The sequence below is a fragment of the Fibrobacter sp. genome, assembly GCF_017545445.1.
Lineage (GTDB): Bacteria > Fibrobacterota > Fibrobacteria > Fibrobacterales > Fibrobacteraceae > Fibrobacter.
In genome coordinates, this window is sequence record NZ_JAFWOM010000112.1 from 13,743 (window position 1) to 40,169 (window position 26,427).

General features: G+C 48.1%; 21 protein-coding genes. 14 read left to right on the forward strand and 7 right to left on the reverse strand.

Annotated elements, in window-relative coordinates:
* Positions 1–51: 51 nt before the first annotated feature.
* The 4 genes from argA (at position 52) to folE (ending at position 5,842) form a co-directional block, all read left to right on the forward strand.
* Positions 52–1,410, forward strand: coding sequence for an amino-acid N-acetyltransferase (argA, locus tag IKG78_RS12455; protein WP_290943925.1), 1,359 nt, complete (start codon positions 52–54; stop codon positions 1,408–1,410).
* 152 nt (positions 1,411–1,562) lie between these two features.
* Positions 1,563–2,153, forward strand: a complete 591-nt coding sequence (locus tag IKG78_RS12460; RefSeq protein ID WP_366075386.1) for a nitroreductase — start codon at positions 1,563–1,565, stop codon at positions 2,151–2,153.
* 500 nt (positions 2,154–2,653) lie between these two features.
* A complete protein-coding gene (locus tag IKG78_RS12465) occupies positions 2,654–5,173 on the forward strand; it encodes an InlB B-repeat-containing protein (RefSeq protein ID WP_290943929.1) in 2,520 nt (839 codons plus the stop codon).
* 102 nt (positions 5,174–5,275) lie between these two features.
* Positions 5,276–5,842: a GTP cyclohydrolase I FolE gene (gene folE, locus IKG78_RS12470; RefSeq protein WP_290943931.1), complete on the forward strand. Its 567-nt coding sequence runs from the start codon at positions 5,276–5,278 to the stop codon at positions 5,840–5,842.
* A 67-nt stretch (positions 5,843–5,909) separates the two neighbouring features.
* Here folE and IKG78_RS12475 read toward each other — a convergent pair whose 3' ends face one another.
* On the reverse strand, positions 5,910–6,317 hold the full coding sequence (locus IKG78_RS12475) for a hypothetical protein (protein ID WP_290943933.1): 408 nt from the start codon (positions 6,315–6,317) through the stop codon (positions 5,910–5,912).
* A gap of 145 nt (positions 6,318–6,462) precedes the next feature.
* On the opposite strand from IKG78_RS12475, the gene IKG78_RS12480 reads away from it, so the two are divergent.
* From IKG78_RS12480 to glgA, 4 genes are all read left to right on the forward strand, one after another.
* Entirely contained in the window at positions 6,463–7,662 is a 1,200-nt protein-coding gene (locus IKG78_RS12480; protein ID WP_290943935.1) for an alpha/beta hydrolase, read from the forward strand.
* Between the two features lie 187 nt (positions 7,663–7,849).
* Entirely contained in the window at positions 7,850–9,169 is a 1,320-nt protein-coding gene (locus tag IKG78_RS12485; RefSeq protein WP_290943937.1) for an alpha/beta hydrolase, read from the forward strand.
* Positions 9,170–9,343: 174 nt separating this feature from the next.
* Positions 9,344–10,642 carry an alpha/beta hydrolase gene (locus tag IKG78_RS12490; protein ID WP_290943940.1) on the forward strand — a complete coding sequence of 433 codons (1,299 nt, stop codon included), beginning with the start codon at positions 9,344–9,346 and terminating at the stop codon, positions 10,640–10,642.
* A gap of 682 nt (positions 10,643–11,324) precedes the next feature.
* Positions 11,325–12,557: a glycogen synthase gene (gene glgA / locus IKG78_RS12495; RefSeq protein WP_290943942.1), complete on the forward strand. Its 1,233-nt coding sequence runs from the start codon at positions 11,325–11,327 to the stop codon at positions 12,555–12,557.
* A 137-nt stretch (positions 12,558–12,694) separates the two neighbouring features.
* Here the strand turns inward: glgA and IKG78_RS12500 are convergent, their stop codons facing one another.
* From IKG78_RS12500 to IKG78_RS12510, 3 genes are all read right to left on the reverse strand, one after another.
* Positions 12,695–13,321, reverse strand: a complete 627-nt coding sequence (locus IKG78_RS12500; RefSeq protein WP_290943944.1) for a hypothetical protein — start codon at positions 13,319–13,321, stop codon at positions 12,695–12,697.
* Positions 13,322–13,325: 4 nt separating this feature from the next.
* A complete protein-coding gene (locus IKG78_RS12505; protein ID WP_290943947.1) occupies positions 13,326–13,514 on the reverse strand; it encodes a hypothetical protein in 189 nt (62 codons plus the stop codon).
* A gap of 156 nt (positions 13,515–13,670) precedes the next feature.
* Positions 13,671–15,476, reverse strand: coding sequence for a thioredoxin family protein (locus tag IKG78_RS12510; protein WP_290943948.1), 1,806 nt, complete (start codon positions 15,474–15,476; stop codon positions 13,671–13,673).
* Between the two features lie 164 nt (positions 15,477–15,640).
* Between IKG78_RS12510 and IKG78_RS12515 the strand changes: the two genes are divergently transcribed.
* From IKG78_RS12515 to IKG78_RS12530, 4 genes are read left to right on the forward strand one after another with little or no spacing between them, the layout of a single operon-like run.
* Positions 15,641–16,255, forward strand: a complete 615-nt coding sequence (locus IKG78_RS12515; protein ID WP_290943950.1) for a sigma-70 family RNA polymerase sigma factor — start codon at positions 15,641–15,643, stop codon at positions 16,253–16,255.
* Between the two features lie 30 nt (positions 16,256–16,285).
* Positions 16,286–18,601 carry a hypothetical protein gene (locus tag IKG78_RS12520; protein ID WP_290943953.1) on the forward strand — a complete coding sequence of 772 codons (2,316 nt, stop codon included), beginning with the start codon at positions 16,286–16,288 and terminating at the stop codon, positions 18,599–18,601.
* Between the two features lie 16 nt (positions 18,602–18,617).
* The gene (locus tag IKG78_RS12525) at positions 18,618–19,025 is read left to right on the forward strand and encodes a hypothetical protein (protein ID WP_290943955.1); all 408 of its coding nucleotides are present in this window, start codon (positions 18,618–18,620) and stop codon (positions 19,023–19,025) included.
* On the forward strand, positions 19,025–20,356 hold the full coding sequence (locus IKG78_RS12530; protein WP_290943957.1) for a CCA tRNA nucleotidyltransferase: 1,332 nt from the start codon (positions 19,025–19,027) through the stop codon (positions 20,354–20,356). Before IKG78_RS12525 ends, IKG78_RS12530 begins: the two co-directional genes overlap by 1 nt.
* A 161-nt stretch (positions 20,357–20,517) precedes the next feature.
* Here the strand turns inward: IKG78_RS12530 and IKG78_RS12535 are convergent, their stop codons facing one another.
* Positions 20,518–21,621 (reverse strand): glycosyltransferase, encoded by a 1,104-nt coding sequence (locus tag IKG78_RS12535; RefSeq protein WP_290943959.1) that lies wholly within the window; start codon positions 21,619–21,621, stop codon positions 20,518–20,520.
* A gap of 185 nt (positions 21,622–21,806) precedes the next feature.
* On the reverse strand, positions 21,807–22,811 hold the full coding sequence (locus tag IKG78_RS12540; protein WP_290943961.1) for an Rpn family recombination-promoting nuclease/putative transposase: 1,005 nt from the start codon (positions 22,809–22,811) through the stop codon (positions 21,807–21,809).
* Positions 22,812–23,443: 632 nt separating this feature from the next.
* Here IKG78_RS12540 and lpxA point away from each other — a divergent pair.
* Positions 23,444–24,211, forward strand: coding sequence for an acyl-ACP--UDP-N-acetylglucosamine O-acyltransferase (gene lpxA / locus IKG78_RS12545; protein ID WP_290943963.1), 768 nt, complete (start codon positions 23,444–23,446; stop codon positions 24,209–24,211).
* Positions 24,212–24,217: 6 nt separating this feature from the next.
* On the opposite strand, the gene IKG78_RS12550 is transcribed toward lpxA, so the two are convergent.
* A complete protein-coding gene (locus tag IKG78_RS12550; RefSeq protein ID WP_290943965.1) occupies positions 24,218–25,399 on the reverse strand; it encodes a cellulase family glycosylhydrolase in 1,182 nt (393 codons plus the stop codon).
* A gap of 331 nt (positions 25,400–25,730) precedes the next feature.
* On the opposite strand from IKG78_RS12550, the gene IKG78_RS12555 reads away from it, so the two are divergent.
* The coding region (locus IKG78_RS12555) for a carbohydrate binding domain-containing protein (RefSeq protein WP_290943969.1) at positions 25,731–26,427 on the forward strand (697 nt) is incomplete at its 3' end.

A 26,427-nucleotide genomic window follows, 5' to 3' on the forward strand; every position in this document is an offset into this window, starting at 1 on the left:
AATACGAAGGATGCTCTGTCCTTCGCTTTTTCTGTTGCTACTTTTTAACCCATGAGTAACGCAGCGTCTGATTTTTATTCTCAGCACTTCGAAGTTGCCGGGTTCATCCGGGAAGTGTTTGGCTACATGGATCGGTTCAAGGGCCAACTGTTCGTCTTGAAGATTGACGATAGCTTGATGGACCATCCGATGTTCCCTGTGCTGATGCGGGACATAGCCCTTTTGCACAAGGCGGGCATCCGCATTATCATTGTGCCGGGCACGCGAAACAGTATTGACGCTCAGCTCAAGGCATGGGATCTCGAAACGGAATTCCATAACGGAGTAAGGCTTACGAGCGAAGAGGCGCTGCCGCTTATCGAGCAGGCATCTTTGGGTGTTGCGCAACGTATTATGAGCCACCTCACGGCAAGCGGACTCAGCGGCATCCAGGGCAACTGGATTCTGGCGCGCAGTATGGGAGTCATCAACGGTATCGACTACATGCGTACCGGACGCATTGAACGTATCCAGCGCGACTTGCTGGAGCAGTTGATGAACGAAAAGTTCGTGCCGATTATTCCGCCGATTGGCTGGAACAAGATTGGGCATGCCTACAATATTTCGAGTACGGAACTTGCGACGGAACTCTGCAAGTATCTTAAAGTCGGCAAGTTGTTCTTCATTGGCAGCCAGAGCGGCATCAAGCTCGAAGGTCTCGTGACGGGCAAGAACACGAAGTATCTGGAGCCGACGGACAACGGGCTCATTTCTGCAATGGATGTCGATCAGGCGAAGGAACTCTTGGAACTCAACTCGGACGTACTCGCTTTTGCGCAGATGGATTACCTGATGAATGCAATCCATGCTTGCGAGGCGGGGGCGAACCGCGTGCATTTGTTGAGCGGTGAATTCCAGGGCAGCGTGCTGCAAGAAGTGTTCTCGGCCCGCGGTGACGGGACGATGGTGTATGCAAACCAGTATTCGAGTATCCGCCCAGCGAACGTCGAAGACATCCCGGACATCTTGCGCATTATGCAGGACTACATCGCGAAGGGCTACTTGGTGCCGCGCACGCAGGATTCCATTTCCGAGAAGTTGGGTGATTATGTTGTGTATAGCATCGACAACAGCATCCACGGTTGCGGCGCTCTCCACGCGTTCGAAGACAACATGGCCGAAGTGGCGGGAATTGCGGTTGGCGCGAACTACCGCAAGTCAGGCATTGGCGAAGCGATTGTGCGTCACTTGATTTCGCTTGGCCGCATGAAAGGCTACAAGACTTTGTTCTTGCTCACGACGCAGGCGCTTGATTGGTTCTACCAGCTCGGATTCGAGGATGGCACGGTCGAAGATTTGCCGAAGAGCAAACGCGACCATTACAATCAGAAACGCAAGTCCAGAATTTTGATTCTCCCGCTGGAGAAATAGTTTTAGACGACAAATGCGTAGATTGAGAGTCGCGGCCAACGGAGTTGGACATGACCGAGATCAGCATTTGGGACAAAAGCGAAGCGATTGTCCAAAGACGAAAGAAAAATGTCCTCCTGAGAGAAGTCGAAGGATCTAGTGGAAGGTTAATTATGAATACACTCGAAGCTATCAAGACACGCCGCAGTACTCGCAAGTTCCAGCAGAAATTGGTGGAACGTGAAAAACTTGAACAAATTGTCGAGGCGGGACGCTTTGGACCGACTGGCGGCAACGCGCAAAGTAACCACTTCTTTGTGATTTCGGATGCAGCGGCTATCGCTAAGTTAAAGGAACTTGTGCAAACTGCATTTGCGAACATGGAACTTCGCGACGACCTTTACAAGAGTCTCAAGAATTCCATCATGCTTTCGCGCAAGGGCAATTATTCGTTCTGCTACACGGCGCCTGTGCTTATCGTGGTCGCGAACAAAAAAGAATACGGCAACAACATGGCCGATGTCGCCTGTGCTGTCGAAAATATGATGCTTGCCGCAAACGAACTCGACCTCGGCAGCTGCTACATCAACCAGCTCAAGTGGCTGAACGAAGACCCGACGCTTTTAGAATACTTGCGAGGCCTTGGACTCAAGGACGACGAACGTGTTTACGCCTCCGTCGCGATTGGCTATGCCGACACCGAAAGCGGGCTCCCGAACCGTACTGAAGCACCCCGCACCGGCAACGAAGTCGTGTGGGTGTGAGTTAGGTTTTAGGTGGTAGGTTTTAGGTCGTAGGGAACGCAAAGAGAACCGTATCTGCGATTATAGCCGAAGCCGTTATTCTGGAGGGTTCGTAGAACCCGATAGAAACCATGCCATTACCGTCATCCTGACCCGTAGGGGATATATGAAACTTGGCACTTCAGTGCCTTAGTTGAATTAGGTTCGTAGGAGCAGGATCCAGTAAAGTCTTGTAATGTGGGACCCTATCGGTCGTTGCACTCCCTCCAGGGTGACAGAAAGCGATAGGAACTATGCTGAAGGATCCAGTCACAGTTTTAGCAAGTAATGGATTGGTTTTAGGTAGTAGGGAATGCGGTAAGAATCGCCTCGAATGATGTGATGTTTACATCGGATACAACGCAAAGTTTTAATCTGTATTTATTAATTAAAAAAACTTTATATAGATTAAGATGATGCGAGTGGAGGTGGATTCCGTGGGTATTTTTTTTAGAAAAATATGTTGCTTAGCCGTTTTTGTTTTGGCGGCTTTTGTTTCGGCTGAGGCCTATACAATCACTTATAACTTGAATGGTGGCGTGAATCACCCGGATAACCCGACGAGTTACGAGGGCTATTTGGGTGATGTGACTTTTTATGAGCCGACACGCGAGGGCCATGTTTTTAAGGGATGGTATTATGAATCGACTGAGTACAGAAATATGCCTGTAGATTACTTTTCCCGTTATGAGCAAATGAAGTGGTCGGCAAGCGATTTGGGAAATATTACGATTTTTGCAATGTGGGAACCTATTCCGAAAACGCCACAACAAGATGAACGAGGGTGCTATCTTATCCATAATGCCGAGGAACTGTACGGTATTCTTTCTGTATCTAGGAATGATGTGACATCTCTTGAAGTTTATATGGAGTATTTTTTTGACGGGTGCATTTCTCTCCAGAACGATATCGTATTCAACAGAAATCTTTTAGATAAGGATGGAAAAGTTGCTTCGGATAGCCTTGTTTGGTGGCCTACATTTGGCTTTTCGGGAACATTCGAGGGAAATGGTTTCAAAATTTCAGGATTGAGAGCCGAAAATGGCTTGTTTTCTGCAGTTGGGGAATCGAAAAGCTATGCTGGGAAAAAGACCAGCGTCGTGAGCAACTTGGGTGTGGTCGATTCCTATTTCACTTCGACCGAGGCAGGGGGGATTGCAGGGATGGTTTATAGTCCAGCGAAATTGATTAATGTTTACTCCGATGCAGTTGTTTATGGAAGCATTTATGGCGGCGGCATAGTGGGGAAAGTTAATTCGCCAACGGGAATGTCGGCAACCTCTTCGGATTCAAATTTGGTTGAGATAGTGAATGCTTATAGCCTTGGACATGTTCGGGGAGATTATGCTGTTGGCGGAATTGCCGGGAGCATGAATAACGTTCTCGTGAGAAATGTCTATTTTGCGGGAACGCTGGATGGAAGTGAGCGGAATTGTGTTGCTCACTATTTGTCTTATGATATTAATGATGTTAAAATTGAAAATAGTTTCTGTGCAGAAACTGATAAGCCGAATCTGCATGGTGGTTCTATAGTTACGCAAAAACAGTTTGCGGATGGTACTGTATTCGATAGCCTTTCCAAGGGCGTGAATGGCGGTAGCTGGGCCCAGGAAATCGGAAAGGACGCTTATCCCGTTCTTAAGGTGGGCAAGTCGAGTATTCATTATGTTTTGAATGGCGGCATGAACAGCGAGAAGAATCCGTCGGTTTTCCAAGTGGGTGATCCGACGATTGTCTTGCAGGATCCGCAAAAGCAAAACGATGTTTTTGAAGGGTGGTTTCTGGACAGCTTGTTCACCCAGAAAGTCGAAGTCGTAAATACGGATAATTATGGGGAATGGACACTTTATGCCAAATGGAAAGGGAGCTTCTTGGTGACGCGTGTGCTTAATGCTGTTGGGAGTGCCATTGATTTGAAGGGAAATCGCTATTTGGGGTCTTTGTCGGATTCTGTTATAACGACTTGGTCGGCTGAGTTAGGAGAGTTTGTTCTGGAAACGGCCTCTCGCGAAGGGTATGATTTCGAAGGCTGGTTCACGGATTCCTTGCTTACGAAAAAGATTACGGAAATTCCTGCGAACAATACGGAAAATGTTACGGTTTATGCCAAGTGGAAACTGGTTGTCTATAAGATTACGTACCACATGAATGGCGGCAACAACCATCCGGACAATCCGGGAACATTTACGATTGAAGATATTCCGGTGCAATTGAAGATGCCGACTCGCGAAGGGTTTCGCTTTTATGAATGGCTCCCGAGGCCGCTTGGCGGAATGTCGGTAAAATCAATTGAGCGAGTCGGGGATGTCGATGTTTACGCAGGATGGATGCCGATCTCCAAAGAGCCTGCGATGAACAAAGACAGTTGCTATAAAATTACGAACAAAGAAGAACTGTATTGGTTCTCTGACTTTGTGAATGAAGCCGATAGCGTAGATGGTAGATCTTTGGCTTGTGGCTCGCTTGAAAACGATATCGTTGTCAATGAACATTTGATCAAGGATTCTATGCCGGACTTGACGAGGGAGGATTATCTCTTTTGGTATCCCGTTGCATCGCGGTTGAAAGGTGCTTCTTATCGTGGAACTATTTATGGAAACGGGCACTCTATTTCGGGTTTGCTGTGGAGCAATACTTGTTCTGATGTGAATCGTAATGCCGGAGTCGTCTGTCGATTGGCGTACTCGGCGAAGGTTTTTGATGTTGTGGTGATGGATTCGTATGATGGCCTTAACGGACGCGCTTTTAATAACCGGAATGTGACCGTAGAGAATCTTATGCGTTTGATGGATGTGGCGAAAAGCCATTTGCGCGTGTCCGTAAATGGGAGCCATGTTTCGTTATCAGGGCTTGTCGCTGGTCGCCCGCTTTTTGTGATGGATGTGCAAGGGCGTATTTTGCATCGCTTGACGACTCAGCCTTCGATGGTTGTGGAATTGCCGAAATCGGGGCGCTTCTTCATCCGTTACGGAAGCGTGATTAGGGCTGTTACGATTCATTGATTTTTGCTATCTTTGCATCGCCTTGGCGATTCTAGATGTATTCCCATACCTCAAAGGGAGCCGTAGGCGACCGACCTCATACCTCATAGCTGCGGGTACATTATGAACTTGAAATTGATGGAAGACGGCTTTCGGATGATTCTCACCGGCATGGGCGAAGACCCGAACCGCGAAGGCCTTATTGACACGCCGAAGCGTGTTGCTAAGATGTATGCCGAACTGATGACGGGTCTTTCGGGCGAAATGAAGGCCGAAGATATCCTCAAGACGCGTTTCCATGAAAAGTACGACGAAATGATTATCGTGCCGGACATCGAGTTTGCGAGCATGTGCGAACATCATTTTCTGCCGTTCACGGGCAAGGCTCACGTGGCTTACATTCCGGGCGATTGCGTTGTCGGTCTTTCGAAAATCCCTCGCGTGGTGGAATTTTACGCCCGCTTCCCGCAGATTCAAGAACGTATGACGCGCCAAATTGCAGAACTCATCCAGAAAGTGCTGAAGCCGAAGGGCGTTGCCGTGGTGCTTGAGGCCTCTCACATGTGCATGACGATGCGCGGCGTGAAAAAGCCGGGTGCGACGATGGTGACCACGCAGCTCCTGGGCCGTTTCAAGACGGACGAAAAGACGCGTGCCGAATTCATGTCCCGCATTTACGCCCCGCGGTAATTTCTGCATTTTGCATCAAAAAGAAAAATCCGGCGAGAGCCGGATTTTTTTTGCGTAATGATTGCTGTTACTTTGTTATGTACATCCAGACTCTTTTATTTGCATCTGTTGCATGCTCAAAGAAAATGATATCGTTTCCGTTTCTTTCTAGGAATTTCATTTCTGTTGAAGTTTCGTAGTTGGAGTAACCTCTTGATTTCATGAGTTCTTCAATATCAATAGAGGATACTCCGTTTTTAATTTCGTGATTTGATAAGGTATTCTGATACAAGTAATTTCTAATGGAATATATTTCATTGTAGTTGACTTCTGTGAGGTTTTGAATTCTGTTCATGGCGGTGTTGTATGTGTCTTTTGAAACAGCTCCTATTTCAACTTTGTAGATTTCTTCGCTGCTTGAAGCAGAGTCGTCGCAGCCGGTGAGTATGCATAATAATAATGCAATGATGAAAAATAAAGGGAAAATTTTTTTCATGTGAATTCTCGCTTTTGAATTTAATTATTGCAAATATAAATTCTTTTGATTTTTTGTCCATGAATGGTGCCTTGCGATTTTAGTCGCAGGGCTTTTTTCGTTTTATTTTATAGATGGTTAAATGTGTGGAAGAGGAGTACAAAGAATGAAATCAAAAATCTTGAAAGGCATTATTGTGGCGAGTGCCATTGCCTTCGTGAATTGTTCGGACGATGCGACTGCTCCGGACTTCAATAATCAGCAATCTACGTATTCATCGAGTGTGGAACTTTTGGCGCTGAGTTCTTCGTCGGTGGAGACTCCGGCATCGTCTGCGGCGGATTTGAATTTAAGTTCTGCTGAAGTCCAAGTCTCTAGTTCTAGCGATGCTTTGACGAGTTCGGTGACTGAAATTTCTAGTTCAAGTGTTGCTGCCCCGCAATCTTCTTCCAGCGATGCTTTGACGAGTTCTGCAACTGCGGTTTCGTCTTCCAGCGACGCTCCTGCAAGTTCGGCTAATTCGACAGGTTCATCAACCAGTGTACCCACCAGCTCCGCGACTGTGGAATCTTCTTCGAGCGTGGTCAGCATTTTCCTTGCCGAAGGTAAGGAAGAAGAAAAAGACCAATTGCAGGTGGAGTATAAAGAAAATACCGGTTGGGATGGCAAAGGTATTTTATCTTATCCGAAACAGCTTTCCAGCACGCGAAAGCATGGCGTGATTGTGTGGGGGCCGGGTGGCGGCACGGAACCGGGTGCTTACGGCGGTATGATCCGTCGTCTTGCGTCTCATGGTTTTGTGGTGATTGCGCTTAGCGTATCTCCGGGCGATGCATCGCAGGCAATGAAGGCGATTGACTGGTTCGAACAGAAAAACAAGGATTCGAACGATCCGTTCTACCAAAAGCTAGAATTGACGAAGGTGGGGTGTTCCGGGCATTCCATGGGCGGCCTTGAATCCGAACAGGCTGCAATTAAGGACAAACGAGTTTATACCGCTTTCCTCAATAATAGCGGCGACAAGAACGGCGGTGTCATCAAGAACTTCCCGAAAGAAAAGACGGCTGCGGTGCTCTATGGTGAAGTCGGCATGGAAAAGCCGAACGCCATCAAGGATTATGAAACGGCGACCGATATTGCGTCTTGCCTTATCGAAATGACGGGCGGCCCGATGAATTCCGAAGGCGGTTATGGCCATGGTTCCGGTTCGTGGGATGGCATGGCGGCGACTATTGCATGGATGCGTTGGCAAATTGGCGGCGAAGACTTCCGCAAGGCTGATTTTGTCGGATCGACCGGCAAGTATATTGACGGAAATATTTTAGGCCATCAAGGCAAATGGAAAACGCAGTGTAAGAATTTTTAAGATTTCCACACTCCAACAACCAAGCGTCTCGATCGAATCGGTCGAGGCGTTTTTGGGGTTATGGATTTTTTGTCCATAAAAGAATCTTTATGTGTGTGATTGCAGCTCTTTTTTGGGGTATTTTATAAATACGTATGTATGGGTTGCGGTGTATGGGATGTACGGTTTTGGTTATGAGGAGTACATTATGAAATCAAAAATCTTGAAGGGCATTATTTTAGCTAGTGCCATCGTCTTCGTGAATTGTGGAGAAGAATCCTCTACAGCTCCGAGCTTCGACAATAACCAATCAACACTTTCTTCTGCATCGATTGAAGGCGGGAACGATTTGAGTTCCGCTTCGGTGACGGATCCGAACAATCCGAATGATCCTTGGAGTGACCCTTGCGTGGCTTCTAGCTTGCCTGACGCTTGCGGCCCGGGAACAAATCCGCTTCCGACATCAAGTGCAGACGCTCAAAACCCAGCATCGAGCGCGGATGCCGCAAATACAGTTTCCAGTGCTGGCTTTCAACTTCCGGTCGATACGGTCCCTGCAGTAAATTCTTCGGGTTCTGTTGTGCCTCCAGCTTCTAGTGCCGACGTTCAAAAACCGGCCAGCTCTTCCAACAATGCTGCGACCAGTTCAGCAACCGTTGCTCAGTCTTCTAGCGATGCGGCAACGAGTTCTGCAACTGTGGCTTCTTCTTCCAGCGACGTTTCGGCAAGCTCAACGACCGAAAAAACTATTTTCCTCGCCGAAGGCAAAGAAGAAGAAAAAGATTTGATGAAGGTCGTCTATAAGACGAATACGGGCTGGGATCGCGGCGGCATCCTTGCTTACCCAGAAAAGCTTTCTTCGACGCAAAAGCATGGCGTTGTGGTTTGGGGGCCGGGTGGTGGCACGGAGCCGGGCGCTTACGAAGGCATGATCCGTCGCCTCGCTTCTCACGGCTTTGTGGTCATCGCGCTCAAGGAATCTCCGGGCGATGCGTCGCAAGCTATCAAGGCTCTTGACTGGATGGACCAGCAGAACAAAGATTCTAACAGCCCGCTTTACGGCAAGCTCGACATGAATACCGTTGGCTGCTCTGGACATTCCATGGGCGGTCTCGAATCCGAACAGGCGGTCATTAAGGACAAACGTGTTTTGACGGCGTTCCTCAATAACAGTGGCGACTGGAACGGTGCCGGTGCGAACAAAGTTGCAACGGATAGAACGATTGCGATTCTCTTTGGCGAAGTCGGCATGGAAAAAGACAACGCCAAGAACGATTACAATAACGCTGGCGTGAAGGCTCCGGCTTGCCTTATCGAAATGACGGGCGGTCCGCGTAATAGCGAAGGCGGCTACGGTCACGGTTCCGGTTCTTGGGACGGCATGGCCGCAACGGTTGCTTGGATGCGTTGGCATCTCGGCGGCGAAACGGAACGCAAGGCGGATTTCGTGGGTTCTTCCGGAAAGTACATAGACGGCTCCATCATTGGAAAGCAAGGCAAATGGAAAACCCAGTGTAAGAATTTCTAAAGCTTCCACACTCCAACAACCAAACGTCTCGACCAATCCGGTCGGGACGTTTTTTTGCTTTTTGTATAAATTAGTTGCTTGGATTTTTTATCCATGAGACTTTGTTTGAATTGCGGATTGTCAAGAAATTTTTTAGGTAATTTCTAGTCAGGTTAAGGTTAATAGGAGAACAAAATGAAATCTAAACTCTTTAAATCTATGGTACTGGCTAGTACGCTGGTATTCTGGAATTGCGGTGATGAATCTACGAGTGCACCGTCATTTAATGATTTTGGTGCTCTTTCTAGCGCTGGCGAAATTGCTCAGCCGCAGTCCGCAGGCTCGACTCAGCCGGCTTCTAGCGAAACGGTCCAACCGGGTTCTAACGGTTCTGCTAATCAGCAGGGTGGTGAACAAGGGAACGGCAATGGTGATGTTGTTCTGGATTCCAATGCATCTGTTCCGGGTTCCAGTGCGGATGTTGGGCCGCAGGCAGAGTCTAGCAGTGCAACGGGCCCTGCACCTGAATCCAGTGCTGTCGTTCCAGAATCTAGCAGTGCCGCAGCTCCGTCGAGCGCCGACACGCCGGCTTCTAGTGCTGTCGCTCCAGCCTCCAGCTCTGATGCCGCTCCCGCAGTAAGTTCCTCTAGCTCTGAAAAGAAGGTCGAATCAAGCTCCAGTGAAGAAGTGAAGCCGCAGGGTGTTTTCCTCGCCGAAGGCAAGGACGAAACGAAGGATCAGTTGAAGGTCAAGTTCATTGAACGCACCGGCCACGATGGCGGTGGAATCCTTGCTTATCCGGAACAGCTTTCTACGACCCAAAAGCACGGCATTGTCGTGTGGGGGCCGGGTGGCGGCACGGAACCGGGTGCATACGGCGGAATGATCCGTCGTCTCGCTTCTCATGGCTTTGTGGTGATTGCACTCCGCGAATCTCCGGGTAACGCTTCGCAGGGCAAGCCCGCTCTCGATTGGCTTGCAAAGAAGAATAACGATCCGAACGATCCTTTGTACCAGAAGCTTGACATGAATGTTGTTGGCTGTTCTGGGCACTCTATGGGCGGACTCGAATCAGAACAGATGGCCATTCAGGACAAGCGCGTGATTACTGCCTTGCTCAACAATAGCGGTGACCTTGGACATACTGCAATGTCTCAAGTTCCGCAGGGCAAGACAATCGGTATCGTGTATGGCGAAGGCGGCATGGAACGCCCGAACGCCGAAGCCGACTACAACAACCCCGGCGTCAAGGTTCCGGCATGCCTCATCAAGATGACGGGCGGCCAGGGCAATGAATGCCAGCAGGGCGAATGCGGCTGGGGCCATGGTTCCGGTCCGTGGGGTGGCATGGCTGCAACGGTTGCCTGGATGCGTTGGCACCTCGGCGGTGAAGACTTCCGCAAGGATGACTTTGTCGGTTCGAGCGGTCGCTACATCAATGGTGAAATCCTTGGTGAACGTGGCCATTGGAAAGGCCAGTGCAAGAACTTCTAAATAAAATCATGTCTTAACACTCCAAACACCAGAGCACCTCGACCCTTGTGGTCGGGGTGTTTTTTTTGCGTTGTTAAAGTATAAAAATAATTCTCTTAATTTAATGAATTAACTATTAAAAATGTACTTTACTATTTAAATTTAAAGAATTAAAAATTAATAGGCACTAAGTGCCGATAGGACAACCTTAAAAGGCGAGCGTTGCTGCCATGGTTGACGCTTCGCGTCCGCAACTTCAGCTCAGCCATATATACGAAACTTAGAACATCTGTTCTCTAGTTGAGTTATCCTCTATGAGGAAAAATGCAAGCATTTTTTGCGGCGTTCGCTTTGTATGCTCTTGCATGGATATAACTGAGCCTAAGAGGTTGGGGCTAGCCCCAACCATTATTTCTCGTATTTACATTTGGGAAGGGGGCCATACGGTACTAATCACATTTGTCACCCCGGACACTGTTCCGGGGTCGTCTTTTTTAATGTCTTTTGCTATAGATTTAACTAGGGCTAGTGGCAAGTTTGACAAAAAATGTAATGTGACGAAAAAGACAAATTGGACCTTTGATATAGCGGAACCTATTGCATTATTGTGTGTAAATTTTTATTATTCATGACGGAAAAGATTGATGGACATGTTTTTTGAATGTGCTCGCCAACCGCAAACCACTAACCACAGTTTATTAGAATGAACGCTGCTATTCTTACTAACGAGTTTCCGCCAGAAATCTATGGCGGTGCAGGAATCCACGTCAAGTTCTTGAGCCAAGAACTTTCCAAACTTTGCCACATCGAAGCCCGCTGCTTTGGCCCGCAGAATGACGATGCCGACAACATCCGTGCGATTGGCTTTAGCCAGAAGCTTGAGCATAATCCGGCTGACGAACGCTTCAAGAAAATCCTGAAGCCGCTGGACATCAATCTCCAGTGGATGTCTTCGCTCAAGGATATCGACGTGATTCATTGCCATACGTGGTACAGCCATTTCGGTGGAGTCGTGGCGAGCCGTTTGCTGGAATGCCCGCTGATTTTGACGACGCATTCGTTGGAACCGCACCGTCCGTGGAAAGCGGAACAGCTCGGCAATGGCGGCTATAACATGAGCTGCTGGATTGAACGAACGGCGTACGATGCCGCTGACGGCGTGATTGCCGTGAGCGAAGGCATGAAACGCGATGTGATGAAGTTGTACGGAGTGCCGGAAGACCGCGTGAAGGTTATCTACAATGGCATTGATCCGGACTTTTACAAGCCGACGTTCGACGAAGAAATTTTGAAGAAGTGGGGCGTGGATCCGAATCGTCCGTTTGTGCTGTTCGTGGGCCGCATTACACGCCAGAAAGGCATTAGCCAACTCATTCAGGCGATTCCGCAAATCGACAAGAACGCACAAGTGGTGCTTTGCGCCGGTGCTCCGGACACGCAGGAACTTGCTGACGAATGCAAGCATTTGATTGAAAAGGTTCAGGCAACGCGTGATGGCGTCATCTGGATTCAGGATGCCGTGCCGCATACGGAACTGCGCGTGCTCTACAGCCATGCGACCGTGTTCGCGACACCTTCGCTTTACGAACCGTTCGGCATCATCAATCTCGAAGCCATGAGCTGCGGCACGCCGGTCGTGGGCAGTGCTGTCGGTGGCATCCCGGAAATCATCGTCGATGGCGAAACGGGTTACCTCGTGCCGCTCAAGGCTGTGTCTGCGACGAACTTTGAACCGGCTGACCCGAAGGCCTTCCAGACGGACTTTGCGCACAAGCTTAACAAGATTCTCGAAAACCCGGAACTCGCGAAAAAGATGGGCGAAGTCAGCCGCAAGCGCGCCATTGACGTGTTCAGCTGGAAAACAATTGCCAAGCAGACATTCGACTTCTACGCCGAATGCATCGAACGCTACAAACGCGAAGGGAAGCGTGTTTAGAACTTATAGCTTCGGCGAATAAAAAAATTACAGGGCGGCGTCATGGCGGACCCGATCCGCCATCTCTTGCAACCAGTTCTTTTTCATAAAATAAAAAGGTGGCCCAAAGCCACCCTTTTTGTGCGTATTCGAAAATATTAGTACTTGATTATTTTTGATGGAGTATCTTTTAGAAATTTACCCGCTGCGTTTCTATTGCGTTTTTTTACGGTAGGAACTTTTGCTTGTCGAGGTTTGTAAGGAATTATTGTAGTTGGGCGAGAATTGACGAAAAACTCTCCCATGAATTCCCCGTGTAAATTAGTATGTGTATAACATTCTAGGAAAAATGTTGCCGAATAATTTGTAATAAAAACAGAGTCCCCTTTGGAAATATTTAATTCTAATGGGACGAAGACTACGTTTGAATCAAATATTAGTTTCATATTGTTGTCGGGTCCCTCTAGAATGACATCTTTTATTTTGATAATTTTTCCAACATTTGGAGTATTATTGTAATAAACGACGTATTCGTTCTCAACAAAGAAGGTATCTACACCCACTGAATCTACAACTCCTTCAATATTGATTTTATTGAACTTCCATTTGTCTTTGTCGGGTCTGTTAGGAACATTTTCTGTTTTTTGCATACCTTTACGATTAATGCTAGGACATGAATTTTGTGAATCTGCAGCAGATGAGCTTTCGGGAGCAATGCTAAAACTTGTTTGTGCAAGACAAACAATGGATAATGCTAATACCGATTGTAATAAAATTTTAATCATATAATTAATATACATAAACGAATAGGAATGAGATGTAAAAAAAACAAACATTTATAGCGATTTCGGAAACACGTCCTGTTTCGGCATCTTCTATAGCTGTATCTAAAACTTCACCGCCGTAAGCAAGTGTCATCTCGCAAAACGGAATAATAAATATCACCACGCCTTTGCCTGGAACGAAAAATGTTCGCATTTTTTCGCTTAATGGTCTGCTTATATTCGAAACAACTATGAACGACACCGAATTGCAAGTCCGATGGCCAAAACACTTAGGCAAGCAAAAGGCCGTCTTGTCCGTTACGCAAGGGAATGTGAATTTATTTATGGGCGTGATTCAAGAACGTTGAAATTATTTCCTACTTCCTACTATCTTCTCTACAATCGCATTTGTCGTGAGCAGTTCGGGGAGCACGATTTGCTTGCTTTTGTTGCCGGCAGGGTAGATGGCGTAGGCGGGCACGCCCGACTTGCCCATGCTCTTGAGGAGCGCGTTGACTTCGGGCGTTTCGCGGGTCCAGTCGGCTTTGACTCGGGCAACATTCAGGCTGTCCATCGCACGCTTGAAATCTTCGCGGTTGAGGACGGCGGCTTCGTTTGCCTTGCAGGTGAGGCACCAGTCTGCGGTGGCGTCGATGAACACCGTGCGGCCCGTTTTGGCGAAGTTTTCGATGAGTTCCGGCGTGTAGCGGTACCAGCCGTCTTCGGTGATGAGTTGTGCCGCTCTTGTGTCGAAGATGGCATTGACTTCGGCTTCGTACTTGGGCGAGGCGAATGCGAACCAGAATGCGGCGAGCAAAACGATGGAGCCAACGACGGCTGCGACTTCACGGATAAATGCGACTCCCGGCGGGGCTATTTTCCCGATGGCGAAACTGAGGATGACGCTCAGGAACGCGATAACTGCGAAAACGGCGACTCCGTAGTTTCCCGCCTGTTCATGCACGACCCACAAAAGCCAAGCGACCGTCCCGAGCAAAAGAACGCCCATGACTTTCTGGAGCGTCACCATCCAGGCTCCGGGTTTCGGGAATACTTTCAAGACGCTTGGGAATGCGCTCACGAGCATGTAGGGGAGTGCAAGCCCGATTCCTGCTGCGGTAAAGAACAGAAGGAGAACCGGTGCCGATGCGGTAAACGCGAATCCCATAGCGGTGCCGAGAAACGGTGCGGAACAAGGCGTGCTCAAAAGTACGAGGAGCGCCCCTGTGAAAAAAGCCCCCGCAAGTCCTTGCTTGCTCCCGGCGGAGTCCATCTTGGTCGTTGCACTTCCGGGGAGCCAAATTTCAAAAACTCCGAAAAAGCTCATGGCAAACGCGCTCAAGATGACGACCATGAACGCGATGAATCCGGCACTTTGGAATTGCATGCCCCAGCCTGCGTTTCCGCCCCCGGCTTTGACGGCGGCGACGATGGCGGCCAAGAGCCAAAAGCTTGCGAGAATGCCGATTGTCGTTGCAGAACCCAGCATGAGCAAGCGTTTGCGGCTTTCGCCCGCCTGCTTGATGAGACTGAACAACTTCAGCGAAAGCACCGGCAACACGCATGGCATGAGGTTCAGAATTAAACCGCCAAGCAGTGCGGACAAAAGCAAAACAAGTGTGCCCGCGGAATTTCCCTCGTTAGTGGCGTTATCAGGCAGGGTTTCCGATGCGTTTGCTAACGAACCTTCATCATTCCCTTGTTCGCTGTCACCGTTTTTTTTTAAGTTCGTGCCATTCCCGACCGTGCTTGCGGCGTTATTGTTTTTTTTGTTAAAGCCCATAGCTCCCACTCCGAACGTGACGCTCGAAGGTGCGAGGCAAATGGAGTTGTCGCAAGCTTGGTAATGGAATGTCGCCTGCGTCGTGAGCGTGTCGTAATCTGCGTCAACGCTATCTATCGGCAACTTGATTTGGAAATATCCCTTGAAAACGAGGTTTTCGAGGTCGAGCGCTTCGCTGTATTCCTTGATGGGTTCAGGCCATTGTGGGGCACCGAAGTGGATGCCTTTCGCTGAAATTTCGATGGAAGATGGCTTCAAGAATTCATCGGCGGCGATATTTGCGTTCACGTGCCAATTATCTGGAATTGTAATTTCAACTGTAACACTTGATTCTTTGTTCAAAGTACCCAAAGAATAGCGCATGCCGGCCTCTGGAGGGGGCATATTGTTCATGTTGAATTCTTGCGAAAAGGCGGCAAATGCAAACAAAAGAATGCAAAATGACGTTTTTTGCAAACGGTTGTTTGCAAAATTTTCAAAAAAGTGAAATTTGTTTAAAATTTTCATAGATTAAGTCTCATGGAGAAAAATAAAAAAATATCGGAAATAAAATCTTTATGTCACATAATCGTTCCTTTGGTAAGAGTCTCCCGAATTGGGTGGGGAGTGTCTGGAAAAAATACTCGAACAGAATATACAAATTGTGCCGGTCCAAATGTGCAACGAAAGACGAAGCGGATGACTTGTTTCAGGAGGTAGCTCTCAAGTTTTGCCAAAATGCGAACGTGCTGAATAATGGGGTATATCTCTATCCTTGGCTGGAAAAGGTTCTGCTACATTGCCATTATAGTAAGTATAGAAAAAGGGAGGGGGTTCGCTTAATACCTGTTTCGACCTTGTGTGACACAAGCGCGACTTATGATGCGGTCGGTTTTAAATGTGACTTAAAGCCCGAAGATGAAGTAAGCGAAGATGCCGTCATGAACGAGTTCGCGATTTTACTCGATGTGTTGACTCCACTGGATAGGATGATTGTGGAGTTGTCTGTGGTTGGAGGGTTTAATGTTCGTGAAATAAGCCGCCTGATTGGACTTTCAAAAAGTAATATTGTCAATCGCCGGATGGAGGCTTTTAGAAAAATGCGTGAAAAAATGTTGGGACAACAGGAAAGTATAAAAAAATTGACAGGGCGAACCGTCTCTTTGCGTGAAATTATTGAATGTGCGAGTTGAAAAACTTTTATAATTTCGTAATTTTAGAACGTGAAATTATTTATTAATCTTATCTGTATCCTTACTATCGTCACGACGAGTTTCGCTGTTGATGAATGGCTCAATTTTTCAAGTCCGTTTCCAATAAAGGCTGCGGTGCCCTTTGGCGATGGTTTGCTCATGGCGACTGGAGGCGGTGTCCGTTATAAGACAAGTGTTGATGATGACTTGTACACCACTTCAAGAGGCTTGGGCGACCAGTCTATAAGTGGTGTTGTGACTTCTGAACGCGGTATATATGCCATCAGTGATTACGGCTACATTTCACTATTGGGCAGTGATGGCCGTTGGCAAATGCTCAGCCGCTCGTATGCAGGCAGTAACGTGCATGTGATTCCGGGAATGGTGCGTTTATCGGGCTCTGTCATGGTTATCGCTTTTGAGGACCGGCTTTCGTTTTTTAGCTTGAACAGTTTAACTTCTATTTTGACGATTGATCGAATTGCAAATGCTTCCTTGGTTGTAAGTCCTATTACGGCGATGGATGTTCATGGAGATTCTTTGTATATTGCCATAGGCAGTTCGCTTTATGTTCGCAAGATGGATTGGGAAAATTTAGAGAAGGATGTGCAACTGAACAACCCAGATACATGGAACGTTGTAAAAAATGTATCTAGTCATGGCTCCATCAAGAGTCTGGCTTGGAAAAAAGGTAAGCTCCAAGCTTTTTCGACGGAGGGAATGTGGCTTTGGGACGAGGATGGGGAATCGCATGCGACTATCGATACGTTCTCCGTATTTTCCTCTTCGGCTCCGTGTGTCGTTCTCCGTGGAAAAGTATTGAAGGATTCTATTTTGTATGAACGAGATTCTATTGTGGGTGTGAATGCGGCGCAAGAAAAAAAGAATGCCGGACGTTATTATTACAAGTCTAAAGTTCAATGGTTCAAATTGCTTCCGTCTGGGAAGGCCATTTTAGCAGGACCTCAAAATGTATTTTACTACGATGGTAAAAAAATTCAGGATTGGACTGTATATGAACGTTTTGCGATAGGCGGTGCTTATGAACTTCAGGCACTTTCTGTAGGTGGAGTTTTAGCGGCTTCCGAAGACGGATATTTTTCTTATTCTAATGGCAATGAATGGACAAAACCTGTGCTTTCCTTTTTTGGACAAGGGAATCATGCAGATGCACGTGGGCATAACATGAAGGTCCTGTCTGCCAATTCCGATGGGAATGTATTTTACCATATTTGGGGGGTAGCCTTTTCTTTATATTCTGATTGGGGAAATAATATTAAACACTCGTTTATGGCGGTAGAAGATCATTGCATGAGCAGTTATCTTGATTATACTCCTTATACTATCGCTGTGGCGACGACACCTGCGCCTGACGGAAATGGCTTTTTGACGACATCCGCTTCGAATAAAGGGTACAGCTTGATATACGTCGATCTTAATGGCAATATGTCTTGTGCCGATTATGTTGGTAGTGCATCAATTGGTGGCCCTATGCTTGCACGTGTAGATGAGACCAATGGCGATTGGATTGTCTATGTGGGTACGCGTGATGCCCCATCTACCGATGCGACGGGTGGTCTGGACGTGTTTAAATTTCCGTCTCCAAAGACTATCGGAGGTGGAATTTCTAGGGTTGACGAGAATTCGAGAAAAACGTATTCCGGTGCGTTATCGACACCTCTTGACTTGACTTATGAACCGAATACGGGTTATGTGTGGATGGTGACCGGGTCTTCCCTTTTGTATTGGACGGATGATCAGGATTCCTTGAGGTATCCGCTTTCAACGAATGGACTTACGGGATCTGGGTTTACGAGTATTGATGTTGATAGCCGTGGAAATCTTTGGGTGGGTACATCGACGCAGGGGGCGTACCGCTTGACTCCGCGTGAGACAAATCCTGATACATTGTCTGTACTTCATTTTACGACTCGTCAAGGTCTCCTTAGCGACAAGGTTCAAGACGTTGCGGTGGATTCAAAATTGGGGATGGTCTGGTTCGCGCATGAAACGGGTGTTTCTCGTTACAGAAGGAACGATTTGCGTGGTACCGAAGGTAACATGACAGAGGATGCTAGTGCAGGTGTCAAGGTGTATCCCAATCCGTTCCGTCCGAAACTCCAACCGTATGTTGTTTTTGACAACGTTTCGGATGATGCTGTTATCGGTATCTATAATCGTGGTGGCAAGCTTGTTGCTTCGCTTAGAGGAAACGATGTTGTGGGTGGACGTGCTGAATGGGATGGAAAAATGAAAAATGGAACCCTTGTGGCTCCCGGCGTTTATCAATATGTTATCCGTGGTGGTTCCAAGACGAAGAAAGGCAAGCTTTTAATTGTCCATTGATGGCAAGGAGTATGTTATGAAAAAGTTTTTTATTGGAATGTTGGGATTTTGGGCTGTGGCTTTTTTACTGGATGGCTGCGCCAGTGAGCGTCAGGGACTCGTTTGCGAAGAAATTGAATACCGCTTGAGTACGTTGAATTATTCTCCGGATCAGCGTGCATATCTAGAAAATGAATTGAATATGTGCCGGGACGAAGAAGCTAAGAAAAAGCAAGAATCGGGCATGTCCAACGGCAGCATTTACGAGCGGTTTGCCAATACAGAAGGTGCTTCTGCAAGCGATACCTCCAAAAGCGTAATTCCTGTTTCTACGTTGTTGCAAGATTCTTCTGAAGAAAAGACGATGAGCATTTACGACCGTTACAAATCGGCTGGAACCGATAATTCGGCTGATGCAGCTTCGTCTGCTGGGGCAGAACAGTAATGCCATCTGTAATTACCCTTGCGGGTGTGAACTTTGACCCGGATTTGCCCAATCGCTTGCTTGCCATTGCAGGAGAAATCCGCGAAGCGGGTGGACGCGCTTTTTTGGTGGGCGGCTGGGTGCGCGATGCGCTTTTAGGCAAGGATTGCCGCGATTACGATGTCGAAGTCTATGACTTAACGCAAGATGAACTTGTCCCTATTCTAAAGAAATACGGGCGTACGAATCTGGTCGGGAAGGCATTTGGAGTCATTCATTTGGCGATGAAGGGACTTTCGCTGGACTTCTCGTTTCCGCGTACAGAAAGCAAGGTCGGTTACGGTCATCGTGGTTTCGTGGTGCATACTGACGAAAAACTTTCGTTCAAGGAAGCGGCTCTCCGTCGTGACTTTACGATTAACGCGATGGGCATGGAGCTGCCGGAACTGACGCTGTGTGATCCGTATGGCGGAATCGATGATTTGAAAAAGGGGCTGCTTCGCCATGTGGGGCCGGCTTTTGTCGAGGACTCTTTACGTATTTTGCGAGGTGTGCAGTTTGCGAGCCGTTTTGCGCTTACGCTTGCGCCGGAGACGGTTGAACTTTGCAAGACGCTTTCGCTGGCTGACCTTTCCATAGAGCGTTTGTTCGAAGAATTCAAAAAGTGGCTGTTGAAGCCGGGCAAGCCGTCGCTTGGATTGCGTGCGTTTTTGGATATTCGCTTGAATGAATTTTTCCCAGAAGTTTATCCGCTACGTGAGTCGTGGGATGATTTGGGCGAAATGCTTGACAATATGGAGTGCCTACGACGCACCCTTGCGGGCGTTGGTGGCGAGGGCGCCGAATGCATGATGCTTTCGGATGCTCAATCGATGGAGTTTGCGTTTGCCGCATTCCTCTGCGGAAATCCCGATACGTCGCTCCAGTTCCTCGAACGCATTACGAACGAAACGCATTTGCTCAAGAATGTCCCGCAGCTGTTGAAGTCGTACAGCGGACTTGAATTTGCGATAGTTGATGATGCTCCTTCGTTACGTCGCCTGGCAGTGACGCTTGGCGGATTAAAGCTCTTGTGCCTGCTCGTGAAAGCGACTCCGCGTAAATTTTATGCAGAGGCGGGCGATGCGGAATTCCCCGAAAAACTGTGGCAAGCAGCGGCTAGCCTTAATTTGCTGGAATCGGCGCCTCAGCCATACCTCATGGGCAAAATGCTCATGGATTTGGGAATAAAGCCGGGCAAGCAGATGGGTGAAATCATCAAGCAGAGTTTTGAGTTGCAACTTGACGGCAAAATCAAGAACGCCGAAGAAGCCATCGCCTGGGCGAAGGTTCAGACGAAAGAACGGCTCTAACGAGCCTACAGACGAGAGACGAATGGGCTTTAAAAGTCTCTCGTCTATCGTCTTTGGACTCTCGCTTCGCTCTAGTCCCAACCATTCGGCTCGGCCATGCCCAACTTCGTTGGTCGCGTCGCTCGCCTTGTATGGTTGTCGTCTCTAGTCTCTCGTCTAAATCACTTCCACCGGAACATTCCTGAAATTCCTGCGGGGACGCAGAACACAATCATCGGAATTTGTATCAGTTCCACGGGCAAGAACGCGAACATGCGGCGTTTGGAATGCAATTTCCATGAGGCGATGGAGAGGAATATAAAGTCAACGATAAACTTGGGCAAAATGCTGAACATGCTCCACTGCCAAGGGCAATCGAGAAATGCGACGCACCAGGGGCTGATGAACATCCAAATGTAGTACGTGTAAATAAGCGTGAGCATCAAGATATAAGCTTTGCTTTCGTAGTTCGTGCCGTTGCTGCTCCAGCGGGCGCGCTGGTTGAAGAGCTGTTTCCATGTATGCACCGGAGCTGTTTCTATTACGGCATCTTTGTCGAGGTTGTAGCAAACTTTCGTTCCTGGAATTTTCATCATCTTGTGGATGAGCATGTCGTCGTCGCCGCTCGAAAGATTGATGAGATCGCCGAACCCGCCCACCTTGAAGAATAGCTCTTTTTTGTACGCAAGGCATGCGGCACTTGCGACAATCGGGCGGCCAAGGCTAAACCCGGCGGCTTCCATTGCGGTGTAGCCGAGCGTTTCTAGCTTTTGGTAAAGGTGCGGCATGGAGCGTGTGCCGTTGTTTTGCTTCGGGCCTTGCACAATGCAGATGCCATCGACGAACCGCCCTGCCATTGCGGTAATCCAGCTTTTGCGTGGGATGCAGTCGGCATCCATTGTCAAAAGCACTTCGTTTTTTGCAATCTTGAACGCACTTTCGAGGGCTCGCTTTTTGGGGCTTGCGATGACTGGCAAATCTTGTGGGAGCGAGAGCACGCGGAATCGCGGATGCGTGGCAGCGAATGTTTCGAGGATTTCACGCGTGCGGTCCGTAGAACGGTCATCGACGCAAATCACTTCCCATTCTCCGGCGTAATCTTGTTCCGCAAGGGCTTCGAGCGTACGTTCTGCAAACTCCTCTTCGTTTCGCATCGGCACTACAACAGAAACGCTTGGGGTCGCTTTAGGGCCTTTGTAGCGATGCGTCTTTAACAGTCCTATGATGAAGAATAGGAACAAGGATACGTAAAGTGCTGCAAGGCATGCGATAATAATGCCACCCATGGGGGGAAATATAGTAAACAGTGGTTAGTGGTTAGTAAACAGTGGGGCGGTTCGAGGCTAAAGGCAATGGGGTCGGCTTGTTTCACAAGTCTTTGGAGTGAAGTTTGGCACCGAAGGTGTTTTATCGCTTAATAGAAAAATCCTATGAACCGAAGTCCATAGGATTTGCAAGACTTTATTCCCTGTTATTTTTGCGGTGCGGGATTCAATTTTTTCAACTGAGCTTCTGCTGCGGCGATTTTGTCGTCAGACACGCCGAGGCTACGCAAAATGGAGATTGTTGCATCGCAGCCTTTGGTGAAACCTTCCGCACGTCCTTCCGCACGTCCTTCCGCACGTCCTTCCACACGTCCTTCTTCACGCCCCTCGGCACGACCTTCTTCAAGGCCTTCTTTGCGGGCATGTTTTTTTTCAACGTAAAGTTCGTATTCGCGGTCGCTCATAGCCATAGCCTCATGGACGAGAAATTCTTCTGTAAATATACTCAATTCCATTTTCTTCTGCAATTGGGCGAAAATCGAATCTTTGGGGACGTCGAGCGGCTTTTCGTTGTTCAGGGAATCGACGAAGCGCAGCCATTGGGCAAGCAAGCTGTTGTCCGAGGTGTAATCGCCTTTGAGGAATTTGGGGACTTCCACGAGGGAGATCGTCTGCTTTTTGAAAAATTCTTTGTTTTCTTGATTCTTGAGGCGAACGCTGTGGAGATAGTCCTTGGATTCGGGGAAAGCGTTAAACATTTGCAGGCTGATAAGGTTCAAGGTGTGGAGCAGATAACCTTGTCCGTGAGCGAGACTTGCCATGGTGTGCTTTGCGGTGTAGAATACCAACCGGTCGCTGTAGGTTTCGTCTTCGACATGCTGGACTTCCATGACAATGCGTTCCAAATGCTTGTTTTGTGCGACAATGTCCGAGGTGATGCTCTTGCAGAGCACGCTGTCCATGGACGGATTCACGAAAGTCAAGTTGTCGATGCTGTTGGCCCCATCCAGCTTGAGAATGGCATTGAAAAGATTTGCCGTAATCTTTTCGTTTTCAGGATTGCCGAGAATCAGCTTGATGATGGTGTCATTGTAAAAATAGACGTATTTGAATTTTTGGCGGTATTCGGCGATGCATTTGTGGACATCGCCGTTAGCCTTGTGAATGCTGTTGATGGTATGCAGCATTTCTGCATATTGTTCTCTATTCATAGAGACTCCGTTTGTTAAGTTGTTTGTTGTAGCTTGCAGACGGAATCCGTAAGGCGGGGAGAACCACAAAAAGTTAAAGGAATAGACGCAGAACACCCACGGTCGCTTATAGCTTCCGTTGCAAACCTGTTGCGACAAGGTTTTTACGTCCACAAGATTTTTTCTAGGTTGCAGACGGTGCTCTACGTTGATCGCAGTGGGGCCTGCTTCCCCACAGGGTGCCTGCCATCGAATTGCGAGGTTTGTCTAGCCTGCAAAGAGTGGCCGCGTCAAGCAGATAGTGAAACTACCCACCCGGAACAAATACGCTGTCAGCGGGATTAAGGAAATCTATGAAAGAATATATAAAAAGAGGAAAACGCATGCAATAGCTCGTGCTTTTGCCGCGAACACCTCCTCGTTGCTCATAGAAAAGCTTAGAAAGAGTTTCAAAGTCGAGTGACTTTCATTTATGGATTACGAGAGAAGAAAAAGTGCAAGGCTTTTAGCATTTGCCCACACCTCATGGACGCGTAGCGCCGTGCCCACACCCCATACCCACCTGCATTTACTAGAATCTTTTTCTAAATTACTGCCAGTAACTGCGCCTTCGGCATCCTTGTCAACTAACCACCAACCACTAACCACTTATAATGCTCCATCCATCCGCATTTGTCCATCCATCCGCAAAAGTTCATGAAACCGCTGTTGTCGGCCCTTGGTGCATTGTCGATGAGGGTGCTGAAATTGGCGAGAATGTGGTGCTCGAATCTCGTGTGCATGTTTATGGTAGCGTGACGGTTAAAGCGAATACACACGTTTATGACGGTGCAATTTTAGGAGCGCCTCCACAAGATCTCAAGTACGCAGGCGAGCCGACTCGTCTTGAAATTGGTGAAAATTGCATCATTCGCGAATACACGACGCTCAACCGCGGAACGGTGCAAGGTGGAGGCTGTACGCGCATTGCTCCGCGTGTCCTCATCATGGCTTATGCCCATGTGGGGCATGACTGCCAAATAGGTGAAGGGGCCGTCATCGCAAATGGCTGCCAGCTCGGTGGACATGTGCGCATTGGCAAGTATGCGACTCTTGGTGGCACGACTGCAGTGCAGCAGAGGAACCAGGTGGGGGCTTACGCTTTTGTGGGTGGCACGCTCAAGGTCGATTACGACGTACCTCCGTGCAGCCGTGCGTTCGGGAACCCCATCCGCTTTGCAGCCTTGAATCTCCATGCGCTCCGCATCCATGCGGATGAATTTCCGCCAGAACGTATTGCATTTTTTGAACGCACCTATCGTGAGCTTTACCGGGGTAAACGCCCCATCGCCGAAGTTATCGAAGAACTGAAAAAAGGCCCGGAACCTTTGTTCCAAGCCTTTTTCGATGAACACTGGGGCGGCTCTCTCGTTCGCCCGTAATCGTAATTACTGAAGCAAGGCCTGCGGGAATCCCTGATACCAGGTATTTTTGTAATAATTGTAGGCTTCGAATCCGCCAGTTTGTGTGAATCCCCAGTAGTGGAACGAAATGCCGTTCGCGATGGCTGCTTGTGCTGTTTTTTGAGCCCATTCGGCTTTCTTCTGGTCGGATGGCCATACTCCTTCGATTGGGTTACCGTCCTTGTCATAGTATGTGCATGTGCCCATATCGCTTCCACCGGCAATGCCAAATTCGCCCATGTTCAGCGGGACTTGGTCAACCTTGTTTACATCAGGATAGCTTGTTTTTGCAAGACTCTTGTAATACATCAAGTTCTCGCTAGCCGAGTTTGAGTATGCTGCATCGCCAAGGCATTGATGACCGTGTTGTCCCTGATGACTGTATTGGTAGGGTTCGTAATAATGACCGGTAAAGATAATGTTCCCGTCTTGCGGTAGTTTCATAGAAGAGATGAGTCCGAATTTTGCATAGCTGTTTGCTTCGAACATGATGGTTTTGTTCGGTGCGTATGTACGGATGACTGCATGTGCTTCGTTCATCAGCTGGTTTACAAGATCTATTTTAGGAATGACAGGTTCGTTCAGGATTTCCAGGACGAGCATGCTGTCGGGGAATGAGTTCAATTCGTTCGCAAGTTGTGACCACAATTTAAGGAAGTGTGCCTTTTCCGCTTCGTATTTGGCGGCATCGTATTTGCAGCCGTAATTGGAATATCCGCCGCCAGCGCAGTTGAGCTCGAAATAATGGTGGAAGTTCACGACGACGGCAAGCCCGTTATCAATGGCGAGTTGGATGTCGTCTTTGACCCCTTTCAAACGGCTAGGACTAAGTGTATGCGTGCTGTAGTCGGAATCGTATTGCCAACGGACGGGGATACGCACCGAGTTGAAGCCGGCGGCCTTGATGGTGGTGAAGTCCGAGTCGCGGATGGGATTGTTCCAGCCGCTGTCGTCATGTCCTTCGGATTCCCAGGAGTTGCCCAAGTTGATGCCACGCCCAAGCCTTGCGTTCATGGCCCTTCCTAAGGAATAATCTACAGCTACGACATTTGGATTGCTGTTGCTACTGGTAGGTGTATCTCCACTTATGTAATCCGATGGCATGGAATTGTCGCATGCCCAGAATGCGCATCCGATGGATAATGCTGAAAGAAAACGTTTGATCATGGTGACCCCCAAAAAAAGAAGTGGAACCCATTCTTCCCTGTTCTCAAAATTTACACAAAAAGAAAATGTAAAAAAATAACAATGAGTGCATCTTTTGTTTACGCTTGAGTCCATTGTGATATCCGTCAACAGCTTTAGTTTGTAAACATTCGGTAACGAACGGTGAAAAAAATTTTCTGTTTACGCTTGAGTCCGGCATTTATGGGCGAAAAACGCAGTATTTCGTTGATGGATCGTGCTTTGCAAAGCCTTTTTTGCAAAGAGACTATTCGACTTTCTCAAAAAACAAGCTATATTGTAGGTGATCCGAATTTGGAGAATTGTACCTATTATGAATGGAAACTTAAAAAAAGCCATTTGGAAGTCCGCTCTAGCGGCGATGCTTCTTGCTTCATCTTCTTTTGCTGGCTACGGCTTTAGCGATTACCGCGACCGCGACCAGTCTCACTTTGTCATGAAGGATCCTAAGCCGTTCCGTCCTGATAAGGAAGTTGTCACCGTTGTCATGCGCGAGGCTATTCCTCGTGGTGGTGGTTACACTTACCAGTATCCGCGTGAAAACCCCGAACCGGTGCTCACGGATAAGTATGCCATGGAAGGTGCACTCTCCATGGAAATCGAGCTTATCGCAAGCGATTACTCCGGTGTCGCCATTTGTATTGCGGGTTCTGTCGATTTGACTCCCTATTTGGAAGAAGGCGTGCTCGAATTCTGGATCAAGGGTGCTCAGGGTGGCGAAAATGCCTTGTTCGTGCTCGTTGACGATGGCGTGAAGAGCAACGGCGAATCCCTCCAGGTGAAGCTCCGTTCCAAGAGCCTTGGCGAAATTACGACCGAATGGAAGCACTTCAGTATTCCTCTGAAGCTCTTCGGCAATACCGGTGTTTACTGGGATGCGAAGAACACGCGTGAAGTGATGCTCCCATTCGCATGGTCCAACTTCAAGGGCTTCCGTCTCGAAGTCCGCAAGGATGAAAACGAATCCTTCAAGGTTTGGATTGACGATATTGTGATTAAGAAGCATGGCA

Excerpts from the sequence above, each read along its gene's own strand:
- IKG78_RS12490 (WP_290943940.1), top strand. The coding sequence starts at position 9,344 with ATGAAATCTAAACTCTTTAAATCTATGGTACTGGCTAGTACGCTGGTA.
- IKG78_RS12525 (WP_290943955.1), top strand. The coding sequence starts at position 18,618 with ATGAAAAAGTTTTTTATTGGAATGTTGGGATTTTGGGCTGTGGCTTTT.
- lpxA (WP_290943963.1), top strand. The coding sequence starts at position 23,444 with ATGCTCCATCCATCCGCATTTGTCCATCCATCCGCAAAAGTTCATGAA.
- glgA (WP_290943942.1), top strand. The coding sequence starts at position 11,325 with ATGAACGCTGCTATTCTTACTAACGAGTTTCCGCCAGAAATCTATGGC.
- IKG78_RS12540 (WP_290943961.1), bottom strand. The coding sequence starts at position 22,811 with ATGAATAGAGAACAATATGCAGAAATGCTGCATACCATCAACAGCATT.
- IKG78_RS12460 (WP_366075386.1), top strand. The coding sequence starts at position 1,563 with ATGAATACACTCGAAGCTATCAAGACACGCCGCAGTACTCGCAAGTTC.
- IKG78_RS12505 (WP_290943947.1), bottom strand. The coding sequence starts at position 13,514 with ATGCGAACATTTTTCGTTCCAGGCAAAGGCGTGGTGATATTTATTATT.
- IKG78_RS12475 (WP_290943933.1), bottom strand. The coding sequence starts at position 6,317 with ATGAAAAAAATTTTCCCTTTATTTTTCATCATTGCATTATTATTATGC.
- IKG78_RS12485 (WP_290943937.1), top strand. The coding sequence starts at position 7,850 with ATGAAATCAAAAATCTTGAAGGGCATTATTTTAGCTAGTGCCATCGTC.
- IKG78_RS12500 (WP_290943944.1), bottom strand. The coding sequence starts at position 13,321 with ATGATTAAAATTTTATTACAATCGGTATTAGCATTATCCATTGTTTGT.
- IKG78_RS12480 (WP_290943935.1), top strand. The coding sequence starts at position 6,463 with ATGAAATCAAAAATCTTGAAAGGCATTATTGTGGCGAGTGCCATTGCC.
- IKG78_RS12510 (WP_290943948.1), bottom strand. The coding sequence starts at position 15,476 with ATGAACAATATGCCCCCTCCAGAGGCCGGCATGCGCTATTCTTTGGGT.
- argA (WP_290943925.1), top strand. The coding sequence starts at position 52 with ATGAGTAACGCAGCGTCTGATTTTTATTCTCAGCACTTCGAAGTTGCC.
- folE (WP_290943931.1), top strand. The coding sequence starts at position 5,276 with ATGAACTTGAAATTGATGGAAGACGGCTTTCGGATGATTCTCACCGGC.
- IKG78_RS12530 (WP_290943957.1), top strand. The coding sequence starts at position 19,025 with ATGCCATCTGTAATTACCCTTGCGGGTGTGAACTTTGACCCGGATTTG.
- IKG78_RS12550 (WP_290943965.1), bottom strand. The coding sequence starts at position 25,399 with ATGATCAAACGTTTTCTTTCAGCATTATCCATCGGATGCGCATTCTGG.
- IKG78_RS12515 (WP_290943950.1), top strand. The coding sequence starts at position 15,641 with ATGTCACATAATCGTTCCTTTGGTAAGAGTCTCCCGAATTGGGTGGGG.
- IKG78_RS12535 (WP_290943959.1), bottom strand. The coding sequence starts at position 21,621 with ATGGGTGGCATTATTATCGCATGCCTTGCAGCACTTTACGTATCCTTG.